17 protein-coding genes are annotated in these 20,394 nt (G+C 63.3%); 5 read left to right on the forward strand and 12 right to left on the reverse strand.

What is annotated here, in order from left to right; translation table 11 throughout:
• Positions 1-4: 4 nt before the first annotated feature.
• Positions 5-1,285: an O-antigen ligase family protein gene (locus AC1RRC_RS18805; protein WP_493057051.1), complete on the reverse strand. Its 1,281-nt coding sequence runs from the start codon at positions 1,283-1,285 to the stop codon at positions 5-7.
• A gap of 131 nt (positions 1,286-1,416) precedes the next feature.
• Between AC1RRC_RS18805 and waaF the strand changes: the two genes are divergently transcribed.
• Both waaF and AC1RRC_RS18815 read left to right on the forward strand, forming a co-directional pair.
• Positions 1,417-2,457, forward strand: coding sequence for a lipopolysaccharide heptosyltransferase II (gene waaF / locus AC1RRC_RS18810; protein WP_493057052.1), 1,041 nt, complete (start codon positions 1,417-1,419; stop codon positions 2,455-2,457).
• A 60-nt stretch (positions 2,458-2,517) separates the two neighbouring features.
• A complete protein-coding gene (locus AC1RRC_RS18815) occupies positions 2,518-4,080 on the forward strand; it encodes a GGDEF domain-containing protein (protein WP_493057053.1) in 1,563 nt (520 codons plus the stop codon).
• A gap of 32 nt (positions 4,081-4,112) precedes the next feature.
• Here the strand turns inward: AC1RRC_RS18815 and AC1RRC_RS18820 are convergent, their stop codons facing one another.
• Both AC1RRC_RS18820 and AC1RRC_RS18825 read right to left on the reverse strand, forming a co-directional pair.
• On the reverse strand, positions 4,113-4,826 hold the full coding sequence (locus tag AC1RRC_RS18820) for a pyridoxamine 5'-phosphate oxidase family protein (protein WP_493057054.1): 714 nt from the start codon (positions 4,824-4,826) through the stop codon (positions 4,113-4,115).
• 63 nt (positions 4,827-4,889) lie between these two features.
• Entirely contained in the window at positions 4,890-6,425 is a 1,536-nt protein-coding gene (locus tag AC1RRC_RS18825; RefSeq protein ID WP_493057055.1) for a helix-turn-helix transcriptional regulator, read from the reverse strand.
• Positions 6,426-6,501: 76 nt separating this feature from the next.
• Here AC1RRC_RS18825 and AC1RRC_RS18830 point away from each other — a divergent pair, with 76 nt between their 5' ends.
• On the forward strand, positions 6,502-6,972 hold the full coding sequence (locus AC1RRC_RS18830) for a hypothetical protein (protein ID WP_493057056.1): 471 nt from the start codon (positions 6,502-6,504) through the stop codon (positions 6,970-6,972).
• Between the two features lie 19 nt (positions 6,973-6,991).
• Here the strand turns inward: AC1RRC_RS18830 and rng are convergent, their stop codons facing one another.
• The 8 genes from rng to AC1RRC_RS18870 form a co-directional block, all read right to left on the reverse strand.
• Complete coding sequence (gene rng, locus AC1RRC_RS18835) at positions 6,992-8,455, reverse strand: ribonuclease G (protein WP_493057057.1); 1,464 nt, start codon at positions 8,453-8,455, stop codon at positions 6,992-6,994.
• Between the two features lie 128 nt (positions 8,456-8,583).
• On the reverse strand, positions 8,584-9,204 hold the full coding sequence (locus AC1RRC_RS18840) for a Maf family protein (protein WP_493057058.1): 621 nt from the start codon (positions 9,202-9,204) through the stop codon (positions 8,584-8,586).
• 51 nt (positions 9,205-9,255) lie between these two features.
• Positions 9,256-9,726 (reverse strand): 23S rRNA (pseudouridine(1915)-N(3))-methyltransferase RlmH, encoded by a 471-nt coding sequence (gene rlmH, locus AC1RRC_RS18845; RefSeq protein ID WP_493057059.1) that lies wholly within the window; start codon positions 9,724-9,726, stop codon positions 9,256-9,258.
• An 18-nt stretch (positions 9,727-9,744) separates the two neighbouring features.
• The gene (rsfS, locus tag AC1RRC_RS18850; RefSeq protein WP_493057060.1) at positions 9,745-10,494 is read right to left on the reverse strand and encodes a ribosome silencing factor; all 750 of its coding nucleotides are present in this window, start codon (positions 10,492-10,494) and stop codon (positions 9,745-9,747) included.
• 2 nt (positions 10,495-10,496) lie between these two features.
• Positions 10,497-11,138 (reverse strand): nicotinate-nucleotide adenylyltransferase, encoded by a 642-nt coding sequence (gene nadD / locus AC1RRC_RS18855; RefSeq protein ID WP_493057308.1) that lies wholly within the window; start codon positions 11,136-11,138, stop codon positions 10,497-10,499.
• On the reverse strand, positions 11,135-12,046 hold the full coding sequence (gene hemF, locus AC1RRC_RS18860) for an oxygen-dependent coproporphyrinogen oxidase (RefSeq protein WP_493057061.1): 912 nt from the start codon (positions 12,044-12,046) through the stop codon (positions 11,135-11,137). Before hemF ends, nadD begins: the two co-directional genes overlap by 4 nt.
• 158 nt (positions 12,047-12,204) lie before the next feature.
• Positions 12,205-13,473: a phosphoribosylamine--glycine ligase gene (gene purD / locus AC1RRC_RS18865; RefSeq protein WP_493057062.1), complete on the reverse strand. Its 1,269-nt coding sequence runs from the start codon at positions 13,471-13,473 to the stop codon at positions 12,205-12,207.
• A 71-nt stretch (positions 13,474-13,544) separates the two neighbouring features.
• The gene (locus AC1RRC_RS18870; protein ID WP_493057063.1) at positions 13,545-14,270 is read right to left on the reverse strand and encodes a YebC/PmpR family DNA-binding transcriptional regulator; all 726 of its coding nucleotides are present in this window, start codon (positions 14,268-14,270) and stop codon (positions 13,545-13,547) included.
• 231 nt (positions 14,271-14,501) lie between these two features.
• On the opposite strand from AC1RRC_RS18870, the gene AC1RRC_RS18875 reads away from it, so the two are divergent.
• On the forward strand, positions 14,502-17,036 hold the full coding sequence (locus AC1RRC_RS18875) for an alkaline phosphatase D family protein (protein ID WP_493057064.1): 2,535 nt from the start codon (positions 14,502-14,504) through the stop codon (positions 17,034-17,036).
• Positions 17,037-17,092: 56 nt separating this feature from the next.
• Here AC1RRC_RS18875 and AC1RRC_RS18880 read toward each other — a convergent pair whose 3' ends face one another.
• On the reverse strand, positions 17,093-19,339 hold the full coding sequence (locus tag AC1RRC_RS18880) for a DUF4214 domain-containing protein (RefSeq protein ID WP_493057065.1): 2,247 nt from the start codon (positions 19,337-19,339) through the stop codon (positions 17,093-17,095).
• 137 nt (positions 19,340-19,476) lie between these two features.
• On the opposite strand from AC1RRC_RS18880, the gene AC1RRC_RS18885 reads away from it, so the two are divergent.
• Entirely contained in the window at positions 19,477-20,385 is a 909-nt protein-coding gene (locus AC1RRC_RS18885) for a DMT family transporter (protein WP_493057066.1), read from the forward strand.
• The last annotated feature ends 9 nt before the right edge of the window (positions 20,386-20,394 follow it).

Below are 20,394 nucleotides of genomic sequence, written 5' to 3' on the forward strand. Positions count from 1 at the left end.
CCGATTACGCGGCGCGCAGCGCCCCGGCCGGCTGCCGCATGCCCAACCGGCGCAGGTTGCCCGAGTACAGGCATCCGGCCAGCAGCAGGAACCAGTAGGCTTCGGCCGGGTCCCATAACATGCTGTTATAGAGCGACGTCGATACGTAAATGACCCATAGCAGCAGCATGCTGTCCGCCTCGAAAGAACGCGGGCCGAGCGCCACCCGGCCGAGGCTCGCCAGCAGGCCGAGATAGACCATGAAGCCAAGCAGGCCGAGTTGCACCGCCACGCCGAGGAATTCACTGTGGGGATGGATGCGCACATTGTGGTGCGGGGAGTCGGCCGGCCAGATGGCGCGGGCCGTCGGCGCATAGAGTTCCGCGAAGGAGCCGGTGCCGTTGCCGGCCCACGGGTGTTCGGCGATGGCGCTGGCGCCGACCTGGAAGAAGCTCAGGCGCATGCCGTTTGGCGAGCGCGCATCCGCATTGGCATAACCCTGGACGTCAGAAATCAATTGATCGGTGCGGGATTTGAAATTGGCCGAGGCAAAATACAGGCTGACAAACAGCACGGCAATGCCCAGGACGCCGCCGGCCAGACGCACCCGGTGGGCGCCCACGCGCACCAGCAGCAACGTGACGAGACCGATGAACAGGACGACGTAGCCGGTGCGCCCCTGGGTCAGGAACAGGATTGGAAAGGCGAACAGCGTGGCGCCCGCCAGCGCGGCCAGGCGCGTGCGCGCCTGGTCCGCGTAGCTGGCCTTGAGCAGGCAAATCAGCGTGGCAAAGCCCAGCATGATGCCCACGGTAATGTGGTTTTTGTACGCGAACGCATCCTTTGCATCGCCGACGCGCCACCAGTCAAGCCTGCTGGTGGGCATCAGGTGGAACCATACCAGGTAACAGGACAGCGCCAGCCATGCGGCCCCCAGCATATAGGCGGGTAAGGCGCGTTTCGACAGCGTGGCATCGCGCCAGCCAAGGGCAATGGCGATCGGCAGGATCAGCAACTTGGAATATTTTCTCAACCCTTGCGCGATTTCGTTCGGTGGCCCGACCGACCAGCTCGCGCCCAGAATGAACAACCCCAGCAGCGCAAACGCAAACAGGGACGGCGCGAACCACAGGTTGCCGCGCAAAGCGCGGTCCTGGAACAGGGCCGCGGCAAAGAAGAGATAGCAACAGCCGACGAAGATGTTGGTGAAAAATGTTGAGAATGCAACACAACCCAGCGCGAGCAGGAGGAAGGTTTGGGCAATGCGCTCGGATTTAACGCGCGCTGTGGGATTTGAAGCGGTCATGGCATGTCGTGGAGATGGCGAGGTGCGGCGGCGTCACGGCGCCGGGCCGCCCTTTGGGTGGCGTGATTATACTGTGTGTTGTTTGCCGCACTGTCATCAGCGATAATGCGGTCGAAAAGGAAAATGACGGCATGATGCGTACCCTGGTGATTTCTCCCAACTGGATTGGCGACGCCGTGATGGCGCAACCTTTGTTGCAATTACTGAAAGCAGCCCACCCGGAACGCCCTATCGACGTGCTGGCGCCGCCGCCGGTGGCGCCGGTGTGGCGCCAGATGGCGGAAGTCGATGAGGTGATGGTGACTCCCTTCCGTCACGGCGCGCTGCAATTGAAGGAACGCTGGCGCTATGCGCGCGAACTGCGCCAGCGCGGCTACGCCGATGCCTATGTCTTGCCCAATACGCTGAAATTTGCGCTGATACCGTGGCTGGCCGGGATTGCACGCCGGGTCGGCTACAAGGGCGAGAGCCGCTATGGGCTGATCAATCTGATGCACCATGACGACGCGCCGCCGCGTCCGATGGTGCCGTTTTATGCGGCGCTGGCGCTGCCGCCTGTGGCGCCGCTGCCGGATGCCCAGCGCGCCGCCGTGCCGCGTCCGCGCCTGGTGGCCAGCCAGGAACAAATCAACGCCGCCTGCGCCAAGGCCGGGCTGGACCCGGCGCGGCCGTTGGTCGCGTTTGCCCCCGGCGCGGAATTCGGCACCGCCAAGCGCTGGCCGCCCGGCCATTTCGGCCAGCTGGCGCGGGAAGTGCTGGCCGCGATGCCGCAAGCGCAGGTGGCTTTGCTGGGTTCTCCCAAGGACCGCGACACCTGCGAGGAAGTGCTGCAGGCGGCCGGGGCGCCGGACGGCGTGTTCAACCTGGCCGGCGCCACGTCGCTGGGCGAGGCGGTGGCGCTGATTGCCCATGCCGGCGCGGTGGTCAGCAACGATTCCGGCTTGCTGCATATCGCGTCGGCGCTGAACCGGCCCGTGATCGCGATTTACGGACCGACCGATCCCGGCCACGCGCCGCCGTTTTCCGACCTGGCCGCATCGATTTCATTGCGGCTGGCCTGTGCCCCGTGCAAGCAGCGCGAATGTCCGCTGGGGCACCAGGACTGCATGCAAAAGATCGCGCCGCAGCAAGTGTGGCAAACCTTGCAACCGATGCTGGCGGTGCGCACCTGAAATATCGGCAAGCGGGGCGGAAATGCGGTATAAGTTTGCTACCTCCCCCTTGACCCGACTATGCTGAAACGGCTCCCCGTCACGTTCTGGGCCACCGTGTTTGTGGCCATCGTCTGCCTGTCGCTGGTGGCGATCGATGCCTGGCGCAGCCTGAATGCCCGCACCGAGCTGCTGGTGTCGGCGGAACGCGCCACGGTCAACCTGGCGCGATCGATGGCGCAGCACGCGGACGACACCATCAAGGCGGCCGACATTGCGCTGGCCGATGTGGTGGAACGGATTGAAACGGATGGCACCGGGCCGCCGGCGCTGCAACGCATGCATGCGGTGATGGAAGAACAGGTGCGCCAGGTGGCGCAGTTGCAGGGGCTGTTCGTCTATGACGCCACCGGGCGCTGGGTGGTCAACTCCCGTCCCACCATGAACCGGGGCCTGAATAACGCGGACCGCGAATATTTCGTCTATCACCTGAACCATACCGACCGGGGCGCGCACATCGGCCTGCCCGTTGTCAGCCGTTCGACCGGCAAGTGGATCCTGCCGGTGTCGCGCCGCCTGAACCACCAGGATGGCAGCTTTGCCGGGGTGGCGCTGGCCACCATCGACCTGGATTATTTCAAGGACTTTTATGACAGCCTCGATGTCGGCCAGCGCGGCGCGGTCGGGCTGATTCTCAACAACGGCGTGCTGGTGCTGCGCAGTCCCTACGACGACAAGCGCATCGGCACTTCGATCGTCAACAGCCCGCTGTACCACGCGTATGTCCGCTCCGGCGACACCGGCACCGGTTACTTCCCTTCCACCCAGGATGACGAACTGCGGCTCAACAGTTACCGCACGCTGACGCGCTATCCCCTGTTTGTCTCGGCCGCGCTGTCGCGCGAAGAATTGCTGGAAGGGTGGTGGCGCGACACCTTGCTGCATTCGTTCGGCGTGCTGGTGCTGGCCGGCCTGCTGGCGCTGTTCGGGCGCCGGCTGATCCGCCAGATCCAGTTGCGGCTGCAGGCCGAGAAGGAATTGCTGCAGGCGCGCGATGCGCTGGCCAGCCTCAATGAAACGCTGGAAAAACTGGCGCTGCAGGATGGCTTGACGGGACTGGCCAACCGGCGCCAGTTCGACGTCACGCTCGGCAATGAATTCAATCGCGCCGTGCGGGCCGGGACCTCGCTGGCTTTCATCATGATCGACGTCGATTGCTTCAAGCAGTACAACGACCTGTATGGTCACGCGGCAGGCGATGACTGCCTGCGCGCCGTCAGCAAGACCATCCGCATGGTGACGCCGAAACGGCCCGGCGACCTGGCGGCCCGCTACGGCGGCGAGGAAATCGGCATCCTGCTGCCGAATACCGACCTGGACGGGGCGATGGCGGTCGGGGAGCGCGTGCGGCGCGCCGTGGCGGACATGCTGTTTCCCCACGCCGGCAGCCCGCACGGCATGCTGACCATCAGCGCCGGCGTGGCCGCGATGACGCCGCGCCGTGGCGAAGAGACATCCGCCATGCTGGTGGAGATGGCGGACAAGGCGCTGTATGCGGCCAAGTCACGGGGCCGCAACCGGGTCTGCGCGCACGGCCAGGCCGATGATGCGCCAGGCTTGCCGTGCGTCGGTTTCCATATCTAGGCGCCGTCACACCGCGCGGCGCGGCATCCGGGCTAACTGCCGGATTGCTGGATTGAGGGATGGCCGGCCAGATAGCGTGGCTGATGCTGGTCACGGCCGCGGTGCCGCTGCACGTGGTCCGGCGCGGGCTGGTGGTTGCGGATGGGGTCGGGCAGCGGTGGCGCAAAGGCGGTGGCGGCCGGCAGCACGCCAACCCACACCGGCCAGTTGGGATCTTCGGTTTCTTCGTCGGGCCATTCATCGCGCACCTTGGCCGAGACCTGGTCCAGTTTGAGCCGTAGCAGGGTGATGGCCTTGATTTCGTTGTCCTTGATTGGGCGCAGCAATTCCCAGCGGCCAGGGATCACATGTTCCACAAAGGCGCGCATGGCGGCGGTTTTGGCGTCGTGGTCGCGGACTATTTCGGGCCGTCCATGCATCACTACCGACCGGTAGTTGTAGGAATGATTCATTGCACTGTGACCCAGCACCAGGCCGTCGAAATGCGTGACGGTGATGCAGATTTCACTGCTGGCGCAGGCGTCGGCAAAGCGGCCTTTATTCGCGGAATGAAAATACAGGTAGTCGTTGTCGCGCCAGTAAGTCATGGGGATCACCACCGGCTTGCCATCGGCAACAAAGCCGATATGGCAGAAATAGCCGGCATCGAGGATGGCGTTGACGCTGCCATGGTCATAGGCGGCACGCTCGGCGATGCGTTTGACGCGGTGTTCGGGGCGTGTTTCAAAGTGCTTGGAATCTGGCATTTTTTTTTGGGAGTTGATTCTTTCGGCAAGAATCTGGCATTGTCCTTTATGCAATCATTTCGGTCAATCAATCGGTGCAATCAATCCCAGTTGGGCGGCTTTCAAGGTGGCCGCCGCGCGGCTGTTGCACTCCAGTTTGCGGAACAGGTTTTCCATATGGGTGCGTACTGTCGACGGGCTCAGGCCCAGCAGCCGCGCCGCTTCCTTGTTGCTCATGCCGCGCGCGATCACGGCCAGCACGTCGGTTTCGCGGGGACTGAGCAGGCTGCCCGTGCGCGCAGGCGAAGGCGCGGCCGGCGCCGCCTGGCCCAGCATGGCGGCCACCACTTGCCCGTCAAGCCGTCCGGCCTGCACATCGGCATGCAACTGCGCCGCCGCCGCATCGGCGTCGAATGCCGTGCGCCATGGCCGCGTTGCCCGCAACGCGTGCCAGCATGACGCGGCCGGCAAGATGCGCGCCGCCAGCGTGGCCGCGCCGCCCGCTCCCCGGTAATAGCCGGAACCATCGAGGCGTTCGCCAATGTGTGACGCCAGCTCCGCTTCTTGCGCCAGCCCGGGGAGGGCGCCCAGCCCGCGCGCCGTGCGGTAGGGATACAGCCGCACTTGTTCCCATTGCGCCGGCGTCAGCGTCCCGCCGGCATTCCATACCCGCTGCGGGATCGCGACCCGTCCCAGTCCCTGTAGCAGCGCGGCGCGCGCCACGGGCGCGGGGGCGATGTCCATTGCTTGCGCTGCCAGCGCGGCGCTGCGCGCCATGGCGCGGGAATGGCCCGCCAGCCATGGCAGCTTCAAGTCGCACAAGTCCGCCACCAGCGCCAGCGGCACCGGGCGCTGTGCATCGGGCAGACGTTCTGCTTCCGGCCGGCCGTCGCCGGGCGCGCCGGGATCGCGCATGCCGGGCGGCCGTGGCAGCGCTTCCCGAGGTTCCCCTGGTTCATGCGGTTGCCGGATGGCCCGCCAGCCGCGTTCGAGCAGCGCCAGCAGCGCCGGATCATGGACGCCGGCGCCATGGGTGCGCAACATGGCGATGCCGAGTTCCCCGCCATATTCACGCGACAGGATTTCCATGTCGCTGGCCAGCACCGCCACGCGCGTGGCCAGCGGGATCGCCGCGCCGCCGCCGAGGCGCGAGTAGCCGCCGCCATCCCACCGTTCAAAAACGCTGCCCAATGCCACAGCGGTTTCCGGCGGCAGGCTCAGCATGCTGGCCACCAGCGACGCCACTTCGCAGTGGATACCGCTGGCCAGTTTGCCCGCCTGCTGCGCTTCGTCCAGCGGCAGGCGCAGTCCCATCTTGTCCGGCCGCAGCATCAGCATGGCGCGCCGTCCCTTGACGTCGTCCTCCATCAGGGCCGCGATATCGTCCGCATTGGCTGTGCAGCCGACCCAGCGCAGCAGCGCCGTCTGCATACAGGTGGCGACGTCCGCTCCGGCTTCCCGCGCCAGCCATGCGGCGCAGGCGGCGGCTTGTTCTGAATGATCGAGCGGCTGCCCCATGCTGAGGTCGCCCATGCGGGCCAGCAGGGTGAGCGCGGTGGACAGGGGAACGGTGAGGTGAGCGACGGTATCGGACATGGCGGCAAGGTCGGGATCGGTCATTCATCCGATGGCGGGGCCTGGGATGCCTGCCTATAGTAACGCATCGGTTGCAAACATTTATCCCAAGGAGATCATCATGTCCGGTATCACATTGTTTGGCGCGTTCCACACTGTCATTGGCCTGGGCGCACTGACGGCAGGCGCCCGTTCGCTGCTGCGCGATGGCGCGATCCGCCCGGACTCGGGCAGCGGCAAGCTGTATGCGGGGTTGACCCTGGTGACCAGCGTCAGTGCGCTGGCCATCTTCCACCACGGCGGCTTCGGCGTGCCCCATGCGCTGGCCCTGATCACGCTGGCCACCATGGCAATCGCCGCCCTGGCGCAGCGCTTCGGCAAGCCCACCGCCGCCATGTTGGCCTGGAGCGCGACGTACCTGTTCCACTGGGTGCCGGCCGTGACGGAAACGCTGACACGGGTGCCGGCCTTCGGCCAGCTGACGCCGGAATCGCCGGCGGTGCAGAATGCCAATGCGGCGTTGCTGGTGTTGTTCGTGGCGGGCGCCATGTGGCAATTCCTGCGGCGCGGGCGGCTGGCGGCGGCCCGCTGAAGAAGGTACTACATCAGGATCACATCAAAATCACGTCGTACTGTTCCTGGTGATACGAATTTTCCACCTGCAGTGAAATCTTCTTCCCGATGAAATCGCCCAGCATCGCCAGGTGCTGGGATTCTTCTTCCAGGAACAAATCCACCACTTCCTGCGACGCGAGGATGCGGAATTCGCGCGGGTTGAATTGCTTTGCTTCGCGCAGCAGTTCGCGCAGGATTTCATAGCAAATGGTGCGCGAGGTTTTGACCTGGCCCTTGCCGCTGCAGGCGGGGCAGGGTTCGCACAGGATATGGGCCAGCGATTCGCGGGTGCGCTTGCGCGTCATTTCCACCAGCCCCAGCGCGGAGAAACCGGACACCGACACCTTGGTGCGGTCGCGCGATAACGTCTTCTTCAACTCGGCCAGCACCGCGTTGCGGTGCTCGTTGTTTTCCATGTCGATGAAGTCGAGGATGATGATACCGCCGAGATTGCGCAAGCGCAGCTGGCGCGCGATGGCATGCGCCGCTTCCAGGTTGGTTTTAAAGATCGTATCGGCGAAATTGCGTCCGCCGACAAAGCCGCCGGTGTTGACGTCGATGGTGGTCATCGCCTCGGTCTGGTCGACGATCAGGTAGCCGCCCGATTTCAAGTCCACGCGGCGGCCCAGCGCGCGCAGGATTTCCTCTTCCACGCCATACAGGTCGAACAGCGGGCGTTCTCCCGTGTAATGGTGCAGGCGCGGCAGTACGCTCGGCGTATAGGTCTTGCCGAATTCCGTCAGGTTGATGAAGTTTTCGCGGGAATCAACCTGGATGCTGGCAGTCTCGTCATGCACGAAGTCGCGCAGCACGCGCTGGGCCAGGCTCAAGTCCTGGTGCAGCAGGCTGGTGGCCGGCAGCGTGCGGGCGCCGTGCGTGATGGCGCCCCAGGTTTTGCGCAGGTATTCAACGTCGGCCGCCAGGTCGGTGTCGGTGGCGTCCTCGGCCTGCGTGCGGACGATGTAGCCGCCTTTTTCTTCCGGTGGCAGCAGGCTTTGCAGGCGCGTGCGCAATTGCTCGCGCTCGGCTTCCTTTTCAATCTTTTGCGAGATGCCGATATGGTTATCTTGCGGCAGGTAGACCAGCATGCGGCCCGCAATCGAAATTTGCGTCGACAGGCGGGCCCCTTTGGTACCGATCGGATCTTTGATGACTTGTACGGTCAGTACTTGGCCATCGAACAGGATTTTTTCAATCGGGGTGGGGGCGGCGTTCTGGCCGTCGTGCGGACGGGCTTCCCAGATGTCGGCCACGTGCAGGAAAGCGGCCCGTTCCAGGCCGATGTCGATGAAGGCTGACTGCATGCCGGGCAGTACGCGCACCACCTTGCCGGAATAGACGTTGCCCGCCAGCCCGCGCGTCAGTGTGCGCTCGATATGCAATTCTTGCACCGCGCCCTGCACGATCAGGGCCACCCGCGTCTCCTGCGGGGTGATGTTAATCAGTATGTCTTCGTTCATTATGTGTATGTATGCCGCCTGTTTCTTGAAGGACGATCATACACACATTGCAACCTTGTTACCAAACAGCACGCACATATGGCGTCACGAAATACCGATCGCGCCGCCATGGCAGCGCAATGGTACCGTTATGGCAGTGGCAGTCCCGCCTGGCGCAGCAGGCGCGCGGTTTCATAAATGGGCAAGCCCATGATGCCGGAATGGCTGCCTTCGATATGTTCGATGAACACCGACGCCAGGCCCTGGATGCCATAGCCGCCCGCCTTGTCGTACGGTTCGCCGGTGGCGCAATAGGCCTGGATCGATGCCGGCGTCAGCTCGCCAAAGCGCACGTCGGACACTTGCGTGATTTGTGCTTCGAACTTGTTGTGACGCACCGCGATGGCCGTCATGACCTGGTGGGTGCGGCCTGACAGCTTTTCCAGCATGGCGATGGCTTCCGCCGTATTGGCCGGCTTGCCGAGGATGGCGCCGTCGATGGTGACGGTGGTGTCGGCGGCCAGCACGGGGCGCGGCACCAGGTGGCGGCGCTGCAGCATGTCCCATGCGCACGTGGCCTTTTCCAGCGCCACGCGGCCGACATATTCATAGGCGCCTTCGCTCGGAATGACGTCTTCCGTGACGTCGGCGCCGCGCGGGCCGTCGCTGCGCAACAGCAGCAACTCGAAGTCCACGCCGATTTGCCGCAGCAATTCGCGGCGGCGCGGACTTTTCGAGGCCAGGTAGATTTTCTTGTCGACCGGTTTCATGATTTTTTTATTTAATTGGTGTGCCGGGCCTTCAGGCCGGGCATCCACATATCATACGCGGTGATAAGGATGGTTTTGCGTGATGGTCCACGCACGGTATAACTGTTCCGCCAGCATGACGCGCACCATCCCGTGCGGCAGCGTCAAGCTGGAAATGCGGATCATGCCTTCGGCACGCGCTTTCAGGGCAGGATCGAGCCCGTCCGCGCCACCAATCAGGAACGCCGTGTCACGGCCATCCTGTTGCCACGTTTCCAGCATCTGCGACAGGCCGACGCTGGTGACATCCTTGCCCCGTTCATCGAGCGCAATGATGCGCACCGACTTCGGCAGCGCCGCCTCGATGCGCTCGCGTTCCAGCGCCATGGCGGTGGCCGCCGTTTTGCTGCCGGAACGCTCGACCGGCTTGATTTCCTTCAGCACGATGCGCAATTCCGGCGGCATGCGTTTCACGTACTCGGCATAACCGCTTTCAATCCAGGCCGGCATTTTGTGGCCGACCGCGGCAATGATCAACTGCATACTGGCGTGCCGGCTCGATTATTCGGCAGCGGCTTTGCGGATACGCTTGATCACGGTCTTGGCCGGGGCTTCGGCGGCGGCCTTGACCTTGGCGGCGACCTTGGCTTTTTCTTCGCGGTTGGCTTTGGTCGAAGCGGTCAGCGTTTTGGTAGCCGTGACTTTGACCTTTTTGCCTTCCGGGACCACCATGCCTTCCGGGATCACCGGCTCGATGGCTTTCTTGGCGGCGGACTTGCGTGCGGCCGGCTTTTTCGCCACCACGGCGTCGTCGGCTGCCTTGACCTTGGCCTTGGACACGCCCGGCTTGCGCGCCGCGACTTTCTTTTCAATCACTGGCTCGGCAGCTTTTTCTTTCTTGCCGGCGGCCATGTGGCTGCTGGTTTTCTTCGGTGCGGCGTCGACCGCTTCCGGGGTCGACTTGCGCTTGGCGGCGCCCAGTTTCACCGGCTTGTCGCCCCACAGTTCTTCCAGGCGGTAGTAAGCGCGGATCGGCGCCTGCATGATGTGGACGATCATGTCGCCCAGGTCGACCAGTACCCATTCGCCGGTATCTTCGCCTTCCATGCCAATCACGTCGCCGCCGGCGTCCTTCACCTTGTCGCGCACCGACGCGGCCAAGGCTTTGGTCTGGCGGTTCGAGGTACCGGAGACGATCGCGATGCGGTCAAACAGGCTGGTCAGGTGAGTGGTGTCGAACAGGGCGATGTCCTGGCCTTTGACGTCTTCCAGGGCGCTGACGACGGTGGTTTGCAGTTTTTTAATATCCATTATTATTTGTAAAGATTATGTTGTTCAATATAGTCTAGCACCACCGGGGAGATAAGCGAGTCTGGCTGTTCCCCCCGTTGTAATGCAGCACGTATGCCGCTGGACGACATGTCCACCGCCAGATCGGGCGCCAGGCAAATGCAGCCTGCCGGCGTGGTGCGTACCCGTTCCGGGGTGGCCATGCGGCCATGTAATTCTTCTTGCACAGGCTGCGACAACTGGTCCAGCGCAAAGCCGGGACGGGCTGCCACGCAGAGGTGCGCCAGGCCGAACAGGGCGCGCCAGTCACGCCAGGTATCGAGCTTTTGCAACTGGTCGGCGCCCATCAGGAACGCCAGCGATACCTCATTGCCCAGTTCTCTCCGTAAATTACGCAGGGTGTCGACGGTGAAGGTCGGCGTACCCCGTTCGAGTTCCTGGCGGTCGATGACCACCGGGTAAGGCTGCCCTGTAAAAGCCAGTTGCGCCATCTCGGCCCGCTGTTCGGCTGTGGCGCCCAGGGAGGCTTTTTGCCACGGCAGCGCCGGCAGCACGCGCAATTCATCGGCGCCCAGCAATGGCATCCAGTGTGACGCCAGCGCCACGTGGCCAAGGTGAACCGGATCGAATGTGCCGCCCAGCAGGGCAACGCAGCGCACTGCTATGCCAGCCAGTCGCGGTGCGGCAGGAAGTCCGTATACAACGCGGCTTCCGGGGTGCCTGGTTCGGGGTGCCAGTCGTAGCGCCATTTGACGACCGGTGGCATCGACATCAGGATCGCTTCCGTGCGGCCGCCGGACTGCAGGCCGAACAGGGTGCCACGGTCGAAGACCAGGTTGAATTCGACATAGCGGCCACGGCGGTAAGCCTGGAAATCACGCTCGCGTTCACCGTATGGGGTGTCCTTGCGGCGTTCCAGGATCGGCAGGTAGGCATCCAGGAAAGCATCGCCCACGCTGCGCACCATGGCAAAACTTTGCTCGAAACCGGCGGCGTTGAAGTCATCAAAGAAGATGCCGCCCACGCCGCGCGCTTCCTTCCGGTGTTTCAGGTAAAAATACTCGTCGCACCAGCGTTTAAAACGCGGGTGCAGTTCCGTGCCGAACGGATCCAGCGCCGCGCGGCAAGTGGCATGGAAATGCTTCGCATCATCCAGGTTGCCATAGTACGGGGTCAGGTCCATGCCGCCGCCAAACCACCACACGGGCGTCCCGTCGCTGGTCGTCGTGCTGAAGAAACGCACGTTCATGTGCACGGTCGGCGCGTATGGATTGCGCGGATGCAGCACCAGCGACACGCCCATGGCTTCCCACGGACGGCCACCCAGTTCCGGCCGGGCCGCCGCGGCGGAAGGCGGCAAGGCCGCGCCCGTCACATGCGAGAAATTACAGCCGCCCCGTTCCAGCACAGTGCCTTCTTCCACCAGCCGCGAAATGCCGCCGCCGCCTTCCGGACGCTGCCATTCATCGCGCAGGAACGCCTGGCCGTCCAGCGCTTCGAGCGCTTCAACGATGCGTTGCTGCAGGCCGATCAGGTATTGCTTGACGTCGGTAGGAGAGGGGATAGCGCTCATGCGGGGCGAAGTAAACGGCGAAGTGGAACGAGTGAGGGGGCGATTGTAGCACGGGGCACAATGACAGAGGCGGATCAAGTCGGCATAGCCAACATGATCCGCCCCGGATTGCGCGCATGGTAGGGCGGTTTCCGCTACGCGGAAGCCGCCATGCCCGATCAGTGTTTCAAGCCGCGCCAGCCAATATCGCGGCGATACTGCGCGCCGTCGAAATGGATTTTCTCGACCGCGTCATACGCGACTTTTTGCGCCATCTTGATGTTGTCGCCCAGGCCCACCACGCACAGCACGCGGCCGCCGCTGGTCAGCAGCTTGCCATCGGCTTCGGTGGTGCCGGCGTGGAAGGTCACCGATTCCGGCGTCTCGGCGGGAATGCCGGCAATCACGTCGCCCTTCTTTGGATCGTCCGGGTAACCGGCAGCCGCCAGCACCACGCCGACCGCCGTGCGGCGGTCCCATTCCAGTTCGATCGCATCGAGCGTGCCGTTGACCGCGTGTTCCATAACGGACACCAGGTCGGTCTTCAGGCGCGACATGATCGGCTGGGTTTCCGGATCGCCCATGCGGCAATTGAATTCCAGCGTCTTTGGATTGCCCGCCGCATCGATCATCAGGCCCGCGTACAGGAAGCCGGTGAAGGGAATGCCATCCTTGTGCATGCCGGCGATGGTCGGGTTGATGATTTCACGCATCACGCGCGCGTGCATGGCCGGCGTCACGATCGGGGCAGGGGAATAGGCGCCCATGCCGCCCGTGTTCGGGCCCTGGTCATTGTCTTGCAGGCGCTTGTGGTCTTGCGACGTCGCCAGCGGCAGGATGTTTTTGCCATCGCACATGACGATGAACGAGGCTTCCTCACCGGCCAGGAATTCTTCGATGACGATACGGGCGCCGGCGTCGCCGAAGCGGTTATCGCTCAGCATGTGGTCCACCGCCTGGTGTGCTTCTTCCAGCGACATGGCCACCACCACGCCCTTGCCGGCCGCCAGGCCGTCGGCTTTAATCACGATCGGGGCGCCTTTGGCGTCGACGTAGGCATGCGCCTGGGTGACGTCCGAGAAGGTCTCGTATTCCGCGGTCGGAATGCCATGGCGTTTCATGAAGGCCTTGGCGAAATCCTTGGACGATTCCAGTTGTGCCGCCTCTTTCGTTGGGCCGAACACCTTCAGGCCCTTGGCGCGGAACAGGTTGACGATGCCGCCAGCCAGCGGGGTTTCAGGGCCGACCACGGTCAGCGCAATGTGTTCGCGCTCGACGAACGCGGCCAGCGTGTTCAGGTCGGTGATGTTGATGTTTTGCAGGCGCGCATCGCGTGCGGTGCCGCCGTTGCCGGGGGCAACGTAGACCATTTGCACTTTTTCCGATTGCGCCAATTTCCATGCCAGCGCGTGTTCGCGGCCGCCGGAGCCGACTACCAAAATTTTCATGAGGACTCGATAGATTAAGAAATTCGGTAGGCGGCATACTGGCCGCCGCAGAGGTCAGCCGAAGCTGCCGGTCAGTCTTCGATGACTGCGTTGGTATAGACTTCCTGCACGTCATCCAGGTTTTCCAGCGCGTCCAGGATCTTTTGCATCTTGATCGCGTCGTCGCCGGTGAGCGTGGTGTCGGTGGCCGGCTTCATGATGATTTCCGCCACTTCCGCCTTGAAGCCCGCGCCCTCGAGCGCATCCTTGACGGCGGCGAAATCGTTCGGTCCGCACAGCACTTCAAAGCCGCCTTCTTCGTCGGCGATCACGTCTTCCGCGCCGGCTTCCAGCGCCGCTTCCATCAGCTTGTCCTCATCCACGCCAGGCGCGAACAGGAACTGGCCGCAATGCTTGAACATGAAGGCCACGGAACCTTCCGTGCCCATGTTGCCGCCGTATTTGTTGAACGCGTGGCGCACTTCCGCCACCGTGCGCACGCGGTTGTCGGTCATGCAGTCCACAATGATGGCCGCGCCGCCGATGCCGTAGCCTTCGTAGCGCACTTCCTCATAGTTGGCGCCGTCTTCGCCACCGGTGCCGCGCGTGATGGCGCGCTGCACGTTGTCTTTCGGCATATTCGCGTCGGCGGCTTTGTCGATGGCCAGGCGCAGGCGCGGGTTGGCGCTGGCGTCGCCGCCGCCCATGCGCGCCGCAACAGTGATTTCCTTGATCAGGCGCGTCCAGATTTTTCCGCGTTTCGCGTCCGATGCAGCCTTTTTATGCTTGATATTGGCCCATTTGCTGTGTCCAGCCATGTTCAATCTTCCTTCGACGGTATGCCAGTGAGGCCGGTATTTTAGCATAAGGACATGCCGGTTTTGCCGCCCCGCGCCGGGGCTTTGAGAGGGGAAATGCAGGGGGAATGTGTTGGGAATGTGTTGTATGGCTTCCAAAGTCATGCGAAAAACATGGAATTTGTTATCTGGTTGAAATGTGAATTCGTTAATATCTTCCGATCGTACTTTTTTTGATAGGCGGGCACAAAAATGGATAGAAGGCAATTTATTAAGTTTGGCGGATTCATCACCGTTTCGGCGGCCACGGGCGGCCTGGCCGGCTGCGGCGGCAGCGATGGTGCAGGATCCGCTGTAACCTCGCCCAGCATTCCCGCCGTGACTGGCAAAGACTGGAAATTCCCGCAAAGCGTCGCCTCGGGCGACCCGCGCGCCGACAGTATCCTGCTGTGGACGCGGGTGGTGCCGGCGGCGCTCGACACCGTGGCGACCGTCCCGGTCACCAACAGCAGCGTCGGCGTGCAATTGCGCGTGACGACCGATACCAACACGCCGGGCAGCAATGCCGCGCTGGCCGGCACCATGGTGGCCGACACCGTGATTTCCGCCCAGGCGCAATTCGACAACACGATCCGCCACAAGTTGACGGGCCTGCAGCCGAACACCACGTATTACTATCAGTTCACCGCAGGCGATATCCGAACCAATATCGGCCGCTTCAAGACCGCGCCGGCTGCCGGTACCGCGGTCAACCAGTTGCGCTTTGCTTACCTGACTTGCCAGGACTGGAGCATCAACCACTGGGGCGCGCTGGCGCACATTGCCGCCAACGAAGACCTGGACTTCATCATCCACCTCGGCGATTACATCTACGAAACCGTGGGCGAAGCGTTCCAGGCCGGCGCGGTGGAGTCGCGCCACGATGCGTTGACACTGCCCGATGGCGTGTTCAAGCATGGCACGTCCGGCGCGAAATACGCGTCGACCCTGGCCGACTACCGTTACCTGTACAAGAAATACCGCACCGATACGCGCCTGCAATCGGTGCACGAACGCTTCGCGTTCATCTCCATCTGGGACGACCACGAATTCACCGACGATGCGTGGCAAGATGCGCAGACGTACGACGGCGACAACACGGCCGATGGCGGCAACACCAAGGCCACCCAGCGCCGCCGCAACGCCAACCAGGCCTGGTTTGAATTCATGCCGGCCGACGTGTCGTTCGATTCGGCCAACGCGAGCTTCCAGAACATCAAGATTTACCGTGATTTCCAGTTTGGCTCGCTGATGTCGCTGGTGATGACGGACCAGCGCCTGTACCGTTCCGACCACGTGATCCCGGAAGCATCGCCGAATCCGGCCGACGGCAAGCCGATCGGTTCGATCGGTTCGCGCTACCTGGTGCCGCAAGACTTGTTCAACGCGGTGGAAGCGCAAAAAATGGCGGCCGCCACCAAGGCCGGCGCCGATGCGCTGACACCGGTGTCGATGCTGGGCAATACCCAGCGCGACTGGTGGAAAGACAAGATGAAGTCGGCCACCACCACCTGGAAACTGTGGGGCAATGAAGTATCGCTGCTGCGCATGGGCATGTCCGGCGTGGATGCGGTGTCGACCTTGCTGGCGTTGAGCGCGATCGGCACCCTGGCCACCACCATCGGCACCACCGCCGCATCGACCGGCGGCAATGTGCCATTGGCCGCCGCGATCGTATCGGGCGCCACGTCGGGCGCCTCGCCGGCCGTGGCGCAAGCTGCCGCCCAGGCGATTGCCGGCGCCGGCTTGAGCCAGATCGTGCAGGGCGCCGCCGCGATTGCGGCCGGCCTGTCCGAGGCGCAGGCGCGGATTGCTGTCGGCACCTATGGCGCCGCGAAAGATGCGCTGGCGGCCAATGCCGCAGGCGGCGCCGCGGCGGCGGCCCAAGCGGCAGCCGTGGCCGGCGCACAGATCATCGCGTTTGGCTGGATCAAGCCGGACATCCTGGCCAAGAAAGTCGAGTCGCCATTCGTGGTGGCGTCCGGCAAGGCGGCCGCGCTGGGCCCGTACTTCCGCCGCTTCCTGGTCAACTGCGACCAGTGGGATGGCTATAACAGCGAACGCAAGGCGCTGATGTCGCACCTGAAGACCAACAATATCGGCAACGTGGTGGCGCTGACGGGCGACATCCACTCGTTCTTCGCCGGTACCGTCAGCGACGATTACGATGCGGCCAATGGCGGCACGCCGGTGATGGTGGACCTGGTGTCGGCCGGCGTCAGCTCGGATTCCTTCTTTGTCTACCTGCGCGACGCGGCGGCCAGCCTGGGCGACCTGGCGACCCTGGTGTCGTACCCGCTGGCGCTGCCGGTGCCGAACCTGGGCACGGTCAATATCGACGTCAACCTGCTCGACTACACCCTGGGCAAGCCTGCGCCGACCGTGGACAGCCTGCTGGAGCAAATCAAGGTGCGCCTGCGCGGCGTGCTGGCCTCCAAAGGCGTGCCGGAAGCGCAGCTCGACGCGACGGTGGCGGCCCTGCAAAACGGCCTGAAAACCAATGCCGCCTTCACCGGCCAGCTGGTGCCGCTGGCGCAGCAGCTGGCGTCGCTGAACAGCAATCCGTGGCTCAAGCATGTGAACACGGATGCGCAGGGCTATACGGTGGTGACCTTGACCCCGGGCAGCGTGGCGGCCCAGTTCAAGCAGGTCAACAAGCTGGTGGGCGGCAATGCGCCTTCGGCGACCATCGCCAACGTCACCTATGCCACGGTGCTGGCGGGTTCGCCTTCGGTGATCGTCAACTAAGCGCTGGATGATTGATACACGGGGCCGGGCGCGCAAGCGTCCCGGCCCCGTTTTTGTTAACCCGAATAGGTGTAGTCGAAGCCCTTGCCGATCACCTTCGCCACCGCCTCGACATTTTCATCGCTGGCGGCAAACGACAGCAGCACGTCGGTGCGCGCCACGCCCTGTTTCATGACCCCCAGCCAGTAATCGTAACCCGCCTGGTCGTACGGACGGTGCAGCACGTTGCTGTACAGTTGCGCGAGATAGGTTTCCGGCGTGGGATTGGCGCCGCCATACAGTTTGCTGAATTCCTCGCTGCGCAGGAAGCTGTCGGCAATGCTGGTGACGGCCGTGCCCTTGTCGGCTTGTCCCATCCAGTACGCCAGGCCGCCGGCATCGGGTTTGCGGTCGAATGCCGCCTGGTACAGCCGGTACACTTGCCCGGCCACGCCATCCTTGCCGGTGTCGAAGGCCACGATGGCGTCGGTAAAGCGCAAGCGCTCGATGCCGGCCAGCGTATCGCTGCCGTCCGCACCGGTGACGCTCCAGCCATCCTGGGTGCTGCTGATGGTGTGCGCCGTGAATGCGCCGCTGAAAACGGCGGTGTCCATGCCGTCACCACCGGCCAGACGGTCATTGCCGCCGCCGCCCGTCAGCACGTCATTGCCTTCATTGCCAGCCAGGCTGTCATCGCCGGCGCCGCCGGCCAAGGTGTCGTGGCCGGTACCGCCCGTCAGCGTATCGTTGCCCGCGCCGCCATCCACGATGTCATTGCCGGCGCCGCCGGTGAGCTGGTTGTCGAGCACATTGCCGATGATCCGGTCGTCGCCCGCGCCGCCCACCGCATGTTCGATTTGCGTGCCGAAGTTGATGGTGTACTGGCCGGCTGCCGTGATGAGAGTGGCCTTCTGGCCTGCATGGCTCCAGTAACCCGGGTCCAGGTACAAGGTCAGGTCGGCCTGCAGGGCGGCGCCATCGATGGTGTCGGTGCCGCCACCATCCCAGATCATTTGCGCCGCATCGGCGCTCAGCACATAGCGGCTGTCGTCCGCACGGGCTTGTGGCGAGACGCCCCACAGGTATTGCAGGGCGGCGATGTCGAGCGGGCTGTAGGCCAGGTCGGGCATGTATTGGTCACCCGTGTAACTCATTTGCGTCGCCCACGTATTGTCTTCCGCATCAGGAAGGTATGGTGGTTCTTCCACGCGGTCGCCGGCATCCGGGTGGCTGAACGGATGCCGCAAGCCCAGCGAATGCCCCAATTCATGCAGCAGCAAGGCGTTCAGGTAGGCGCCACCGTCGCGGCCGGGGAATTTTGCGCTCGGCTCATTATCCACCAGCAAGCCGGAGCCGCCGCCCTGCCAGATGGGGGACGCGTAACCACCGCTGTCTTCCTGCTCATTATTGCCCATGACGATGTTAAACGACTCGGTGGTATCGAGGGTTTCCTCGAAGCGCACATCGATGAGGGTGCTGATGTAATCGAGCGCCTTGCGCGCATATGTTATTTGCGATGGGGTGAAAGGCTGGAAACCGGTCTGGTCGCGCTCGGACGAGTAGTCCGTCGCCAGTTGCGCGAAGCTGTAGTACACGACGGGGTCTTCCTGCAGCGCGTTGGGGGCGAAGGCGGAATGGTGCCAGTGCAGCGCATCGATCCAGTACGGCAGCTTTTGGATGCCTGGCGCCCATTCCCAGTGCTCGATCTGCGGCGACGGTTTATACCAGTCGGCATAAATGATGCCGCTGTCATTGCCGCCATTGTCGAAGATGATATCGCCCCGGCTGCGGATAAGGTAGCGGTCATCGCCCGCATCGTCCAGCAGGAAGTTGTCGGTGCCGCCGCCGCTGTCCAGCGTGTCATTGCCGCCGCCTCCATTGAGGATGTCATTACCAGAGCCGCCGGTGAGACGGTCGTCTCCCCCATTTCCAAACAGATAGTTGTCGCCGTCATCGTCGGCCAGCGTATCGTTGCCTTCGTTGCCCTGCAGGAAATCGTCGCCGGCGCCGCCGTCCAGCGTATTGTCATGCGCGCTACCCTGCATGAGGTCGTTGCCGTCGCCGCCGGTGACGGCTGTGTTGTCGACAACATAATGAAATTTGCCATTGTCGGCCAGGTTGATAGCCAACTGGGCCGGCGTTAGTGGCGAACCGTCCGCAGACCGCAGGGTCAGGCTGCCTTCGCGGCTCGCGTGCAGGACGATCTCGCTGCTCCCGACCAGCATTTCCCAGTAACCAACTGAAACGGCGGAGATTTCAATAACGTCGCCCGGTGTAAAGACTTCCGACTTGGTTTGCGCGCCATCCCACTGAATGATTGCCATGCTTTATTTATTGAATTGCCAAATGAATAAGGAAGGGCAGGCTACCCGCCCGGCATGGCTTTGTCAATTAAACACTTGCTCTAAAGTAAATTCGTGGCAGCCAGCAGTAAAACCGGTTTGGCTTTACAATCTTTCATATGGATAACAGTGCAACACCCCCATTGCCCCGCAGCGCCTATCTCGGCGGCCTGGCAATCGCCATTGGCGGGGCGGTGCTGTTTTCCACCAAGGCCGTGGTCGCCAAATTGCTGTACCGGTACCAGCTCGACGCCGTTACGGTGATTGCGTTCCGCATGCTGTTTTCACTGCCGCTGTTCGCCACCATCGCGGTATGGAAGATGCGCACGGAAGCGCCGCTGTCCAAAGCGGACCGCTGGCGCATCCTGGCCATGGGACTGGTTGGTTATTACCTGTCGAGCTTCCTGGATTTCCTTGGGCTGCAATACATCTCCGTCGGCCTGGAACGGCTGATCCTGTTCCTGACACCCACCTTCGTCCTGCTGATTTCCACCCTGTTCCTCAAACATCACATCAGCCGCCGGCAGTGGCTGGCGCTGGCGATTTCCTATGCGGGCATCGTGCTGGTGTTCCTGCACGACTTGCAAGGCGGCAACGCCGATGTGGCGCTGGGATCGACCCTGGTGCTGGGCTCGGCGATGGCGTATGCCGCGTACCTGCTGCTGTCCGGTGAAATGGTGCAGCGGCTCGGCTCGCTGCGGCTGGTGTCGTATGCGATGTGCGTGTCCAGTGTGGCCTGCATCGGCCAGTTTTTCGTGCTGCGTCCCGCGCACTTGCTGCTGCAGCCGTTGCCGGTGTATGGCCTGTCGCTGGTCAACGGCATCTTCTGCACGGTGATGCCGGTATTGATGACGATGATGGCGGTGCAGCGCATCGGCGCCGGCACGGCGTCGCAGGCCGGCATGATCGGCCCGGTATCGACCCTGTTCCTCGGCGCGCTGGTGCTGGGCGAGCCGATCACCAATTGGCAACTGGCCGGCACCGGGCTGGTGCTGGCCGGGATTTATTTGCTGTCGCAAAAGAAGTAGTCCCACTCT

This window comes from Pseudoduganella sp. GW821-FHT12E03, assembly GCF_058807115.1.

Excerpts from the sequence above, each read along its gene's own strand:
- AC1RRC_RS18805 (WP_493057051.1), bottom strand. The coding sequence starts at position 1,285 with ATGACCGCTTCAAATCCCACAGCGCGCGTTAAATCCGAGCGCATTGCC.
- waaF (WP_493057052.1), top strand. The coding sequence starts at position 1,417 with ATGATGCGTACCCTGGTGATTTCTCCCAACTGGATTGGCGACGCCGTG.
- AC1RRC_RS18815 (WP_493057053.1), top strand. The coding sequence starts at position 2,518 with ATGCTGAAACGGCTCCCCGTCACGTTCTGGGCCACCGTGTTTGTGGCC.
- AC1RRC_RS18820 (WP_493057054.1), bottom strand. The coding sequence starts at position 4,826 with ATGCCAGATTCCAAGCACTTTGAAACACGCCCCGAACACCGCGTCAAA.
- AC1RRC_RS18825 (WP_493057055.1), bottom strand. The coding sequence starts at position 6,425 with ATGACCGATCCCGACCTTGCCGCCATGTCCGATACCGTCGCTCACCTC.
- AC1RRC_RS18830 (WP_493057056.1), top strand. The coding sequence starts at position 6,502 with ATGTCCGGTATCACATTGTTTGGCGCGTTCCACACTGTCATTGGCCTG.
- rng (WP_493057057.1), bottom strand. The coding sequence starts at position 8,455 with ATGAACGAAGACATACTGATTAACATCACCCCGCAGGAGACGCGGGTG.
- AC1RRC_RS18840 (WP_493057058.1), bottom strand. The coding sequence starts at position 9,204 with ATGAAACCGGTCGACAAGAAAATCTACCTGGCCTCGAAAAGTCCGCGC.
- rlmH (WP_493057059.1), bottom strand. The coding sequence starts at position 9,726 with ATGCAGTTGATCATTGCCGCGGTCGGCCACAAAATGCCGGCCTGGATT.
- rsfS (WP_493057060.1), bottom strand. The coding sequence starts at position 10,494 with ATGGATATTAAAAAACTGCAAACCACCGTCGTCAGCGCCCTGGAAGAC.
- hemF (WP_493057061.1), bottom strand. The coding sequence starts at position 12,046 with ATGAGCGCTATCCCCTCTCCTACCGACGTCAAGCAATACCTGATCGGC.
- purD (WP_493057062.1), bottom strand. The coding sequence starts at position 13,473 with ATGAAAATTTTGGTAGTCGGCTCCGGCGGCCGCGAACACGCGCTGGCA.
- AC1RRC_RS18870 (WP_493057063.1), bottom strand. The coding sequence starts at position 14,270 with ATGGCTGGACACAGCAAATGGGCCAATATCAAGCATAAAAAGGCTGCA.
- AC1RRC_RS18875 (WP_493057064.1), top strand. The coding sequence starts at position 14,502 with ATGGATAGAAGGCAATTTATTAAGTTTGGCGGATTCATCACCGTTTCG.
- AC1RRC_RS18880 (WP_493057065.1), bottom strand. The coding sequence starts at position 19,339 with ATGGCAATCATTCAGTGGGATGGCGCGCAAACCAAGTCGGAAGTCTTT.
- AC1RRC_RS18885 (WP_493057066.1), top strand. The coding sequence starts at position 19,477 with ATGGATAACAGTGCAACACCCCCATTGCCCCGCAGCGCCTATCTCGGC.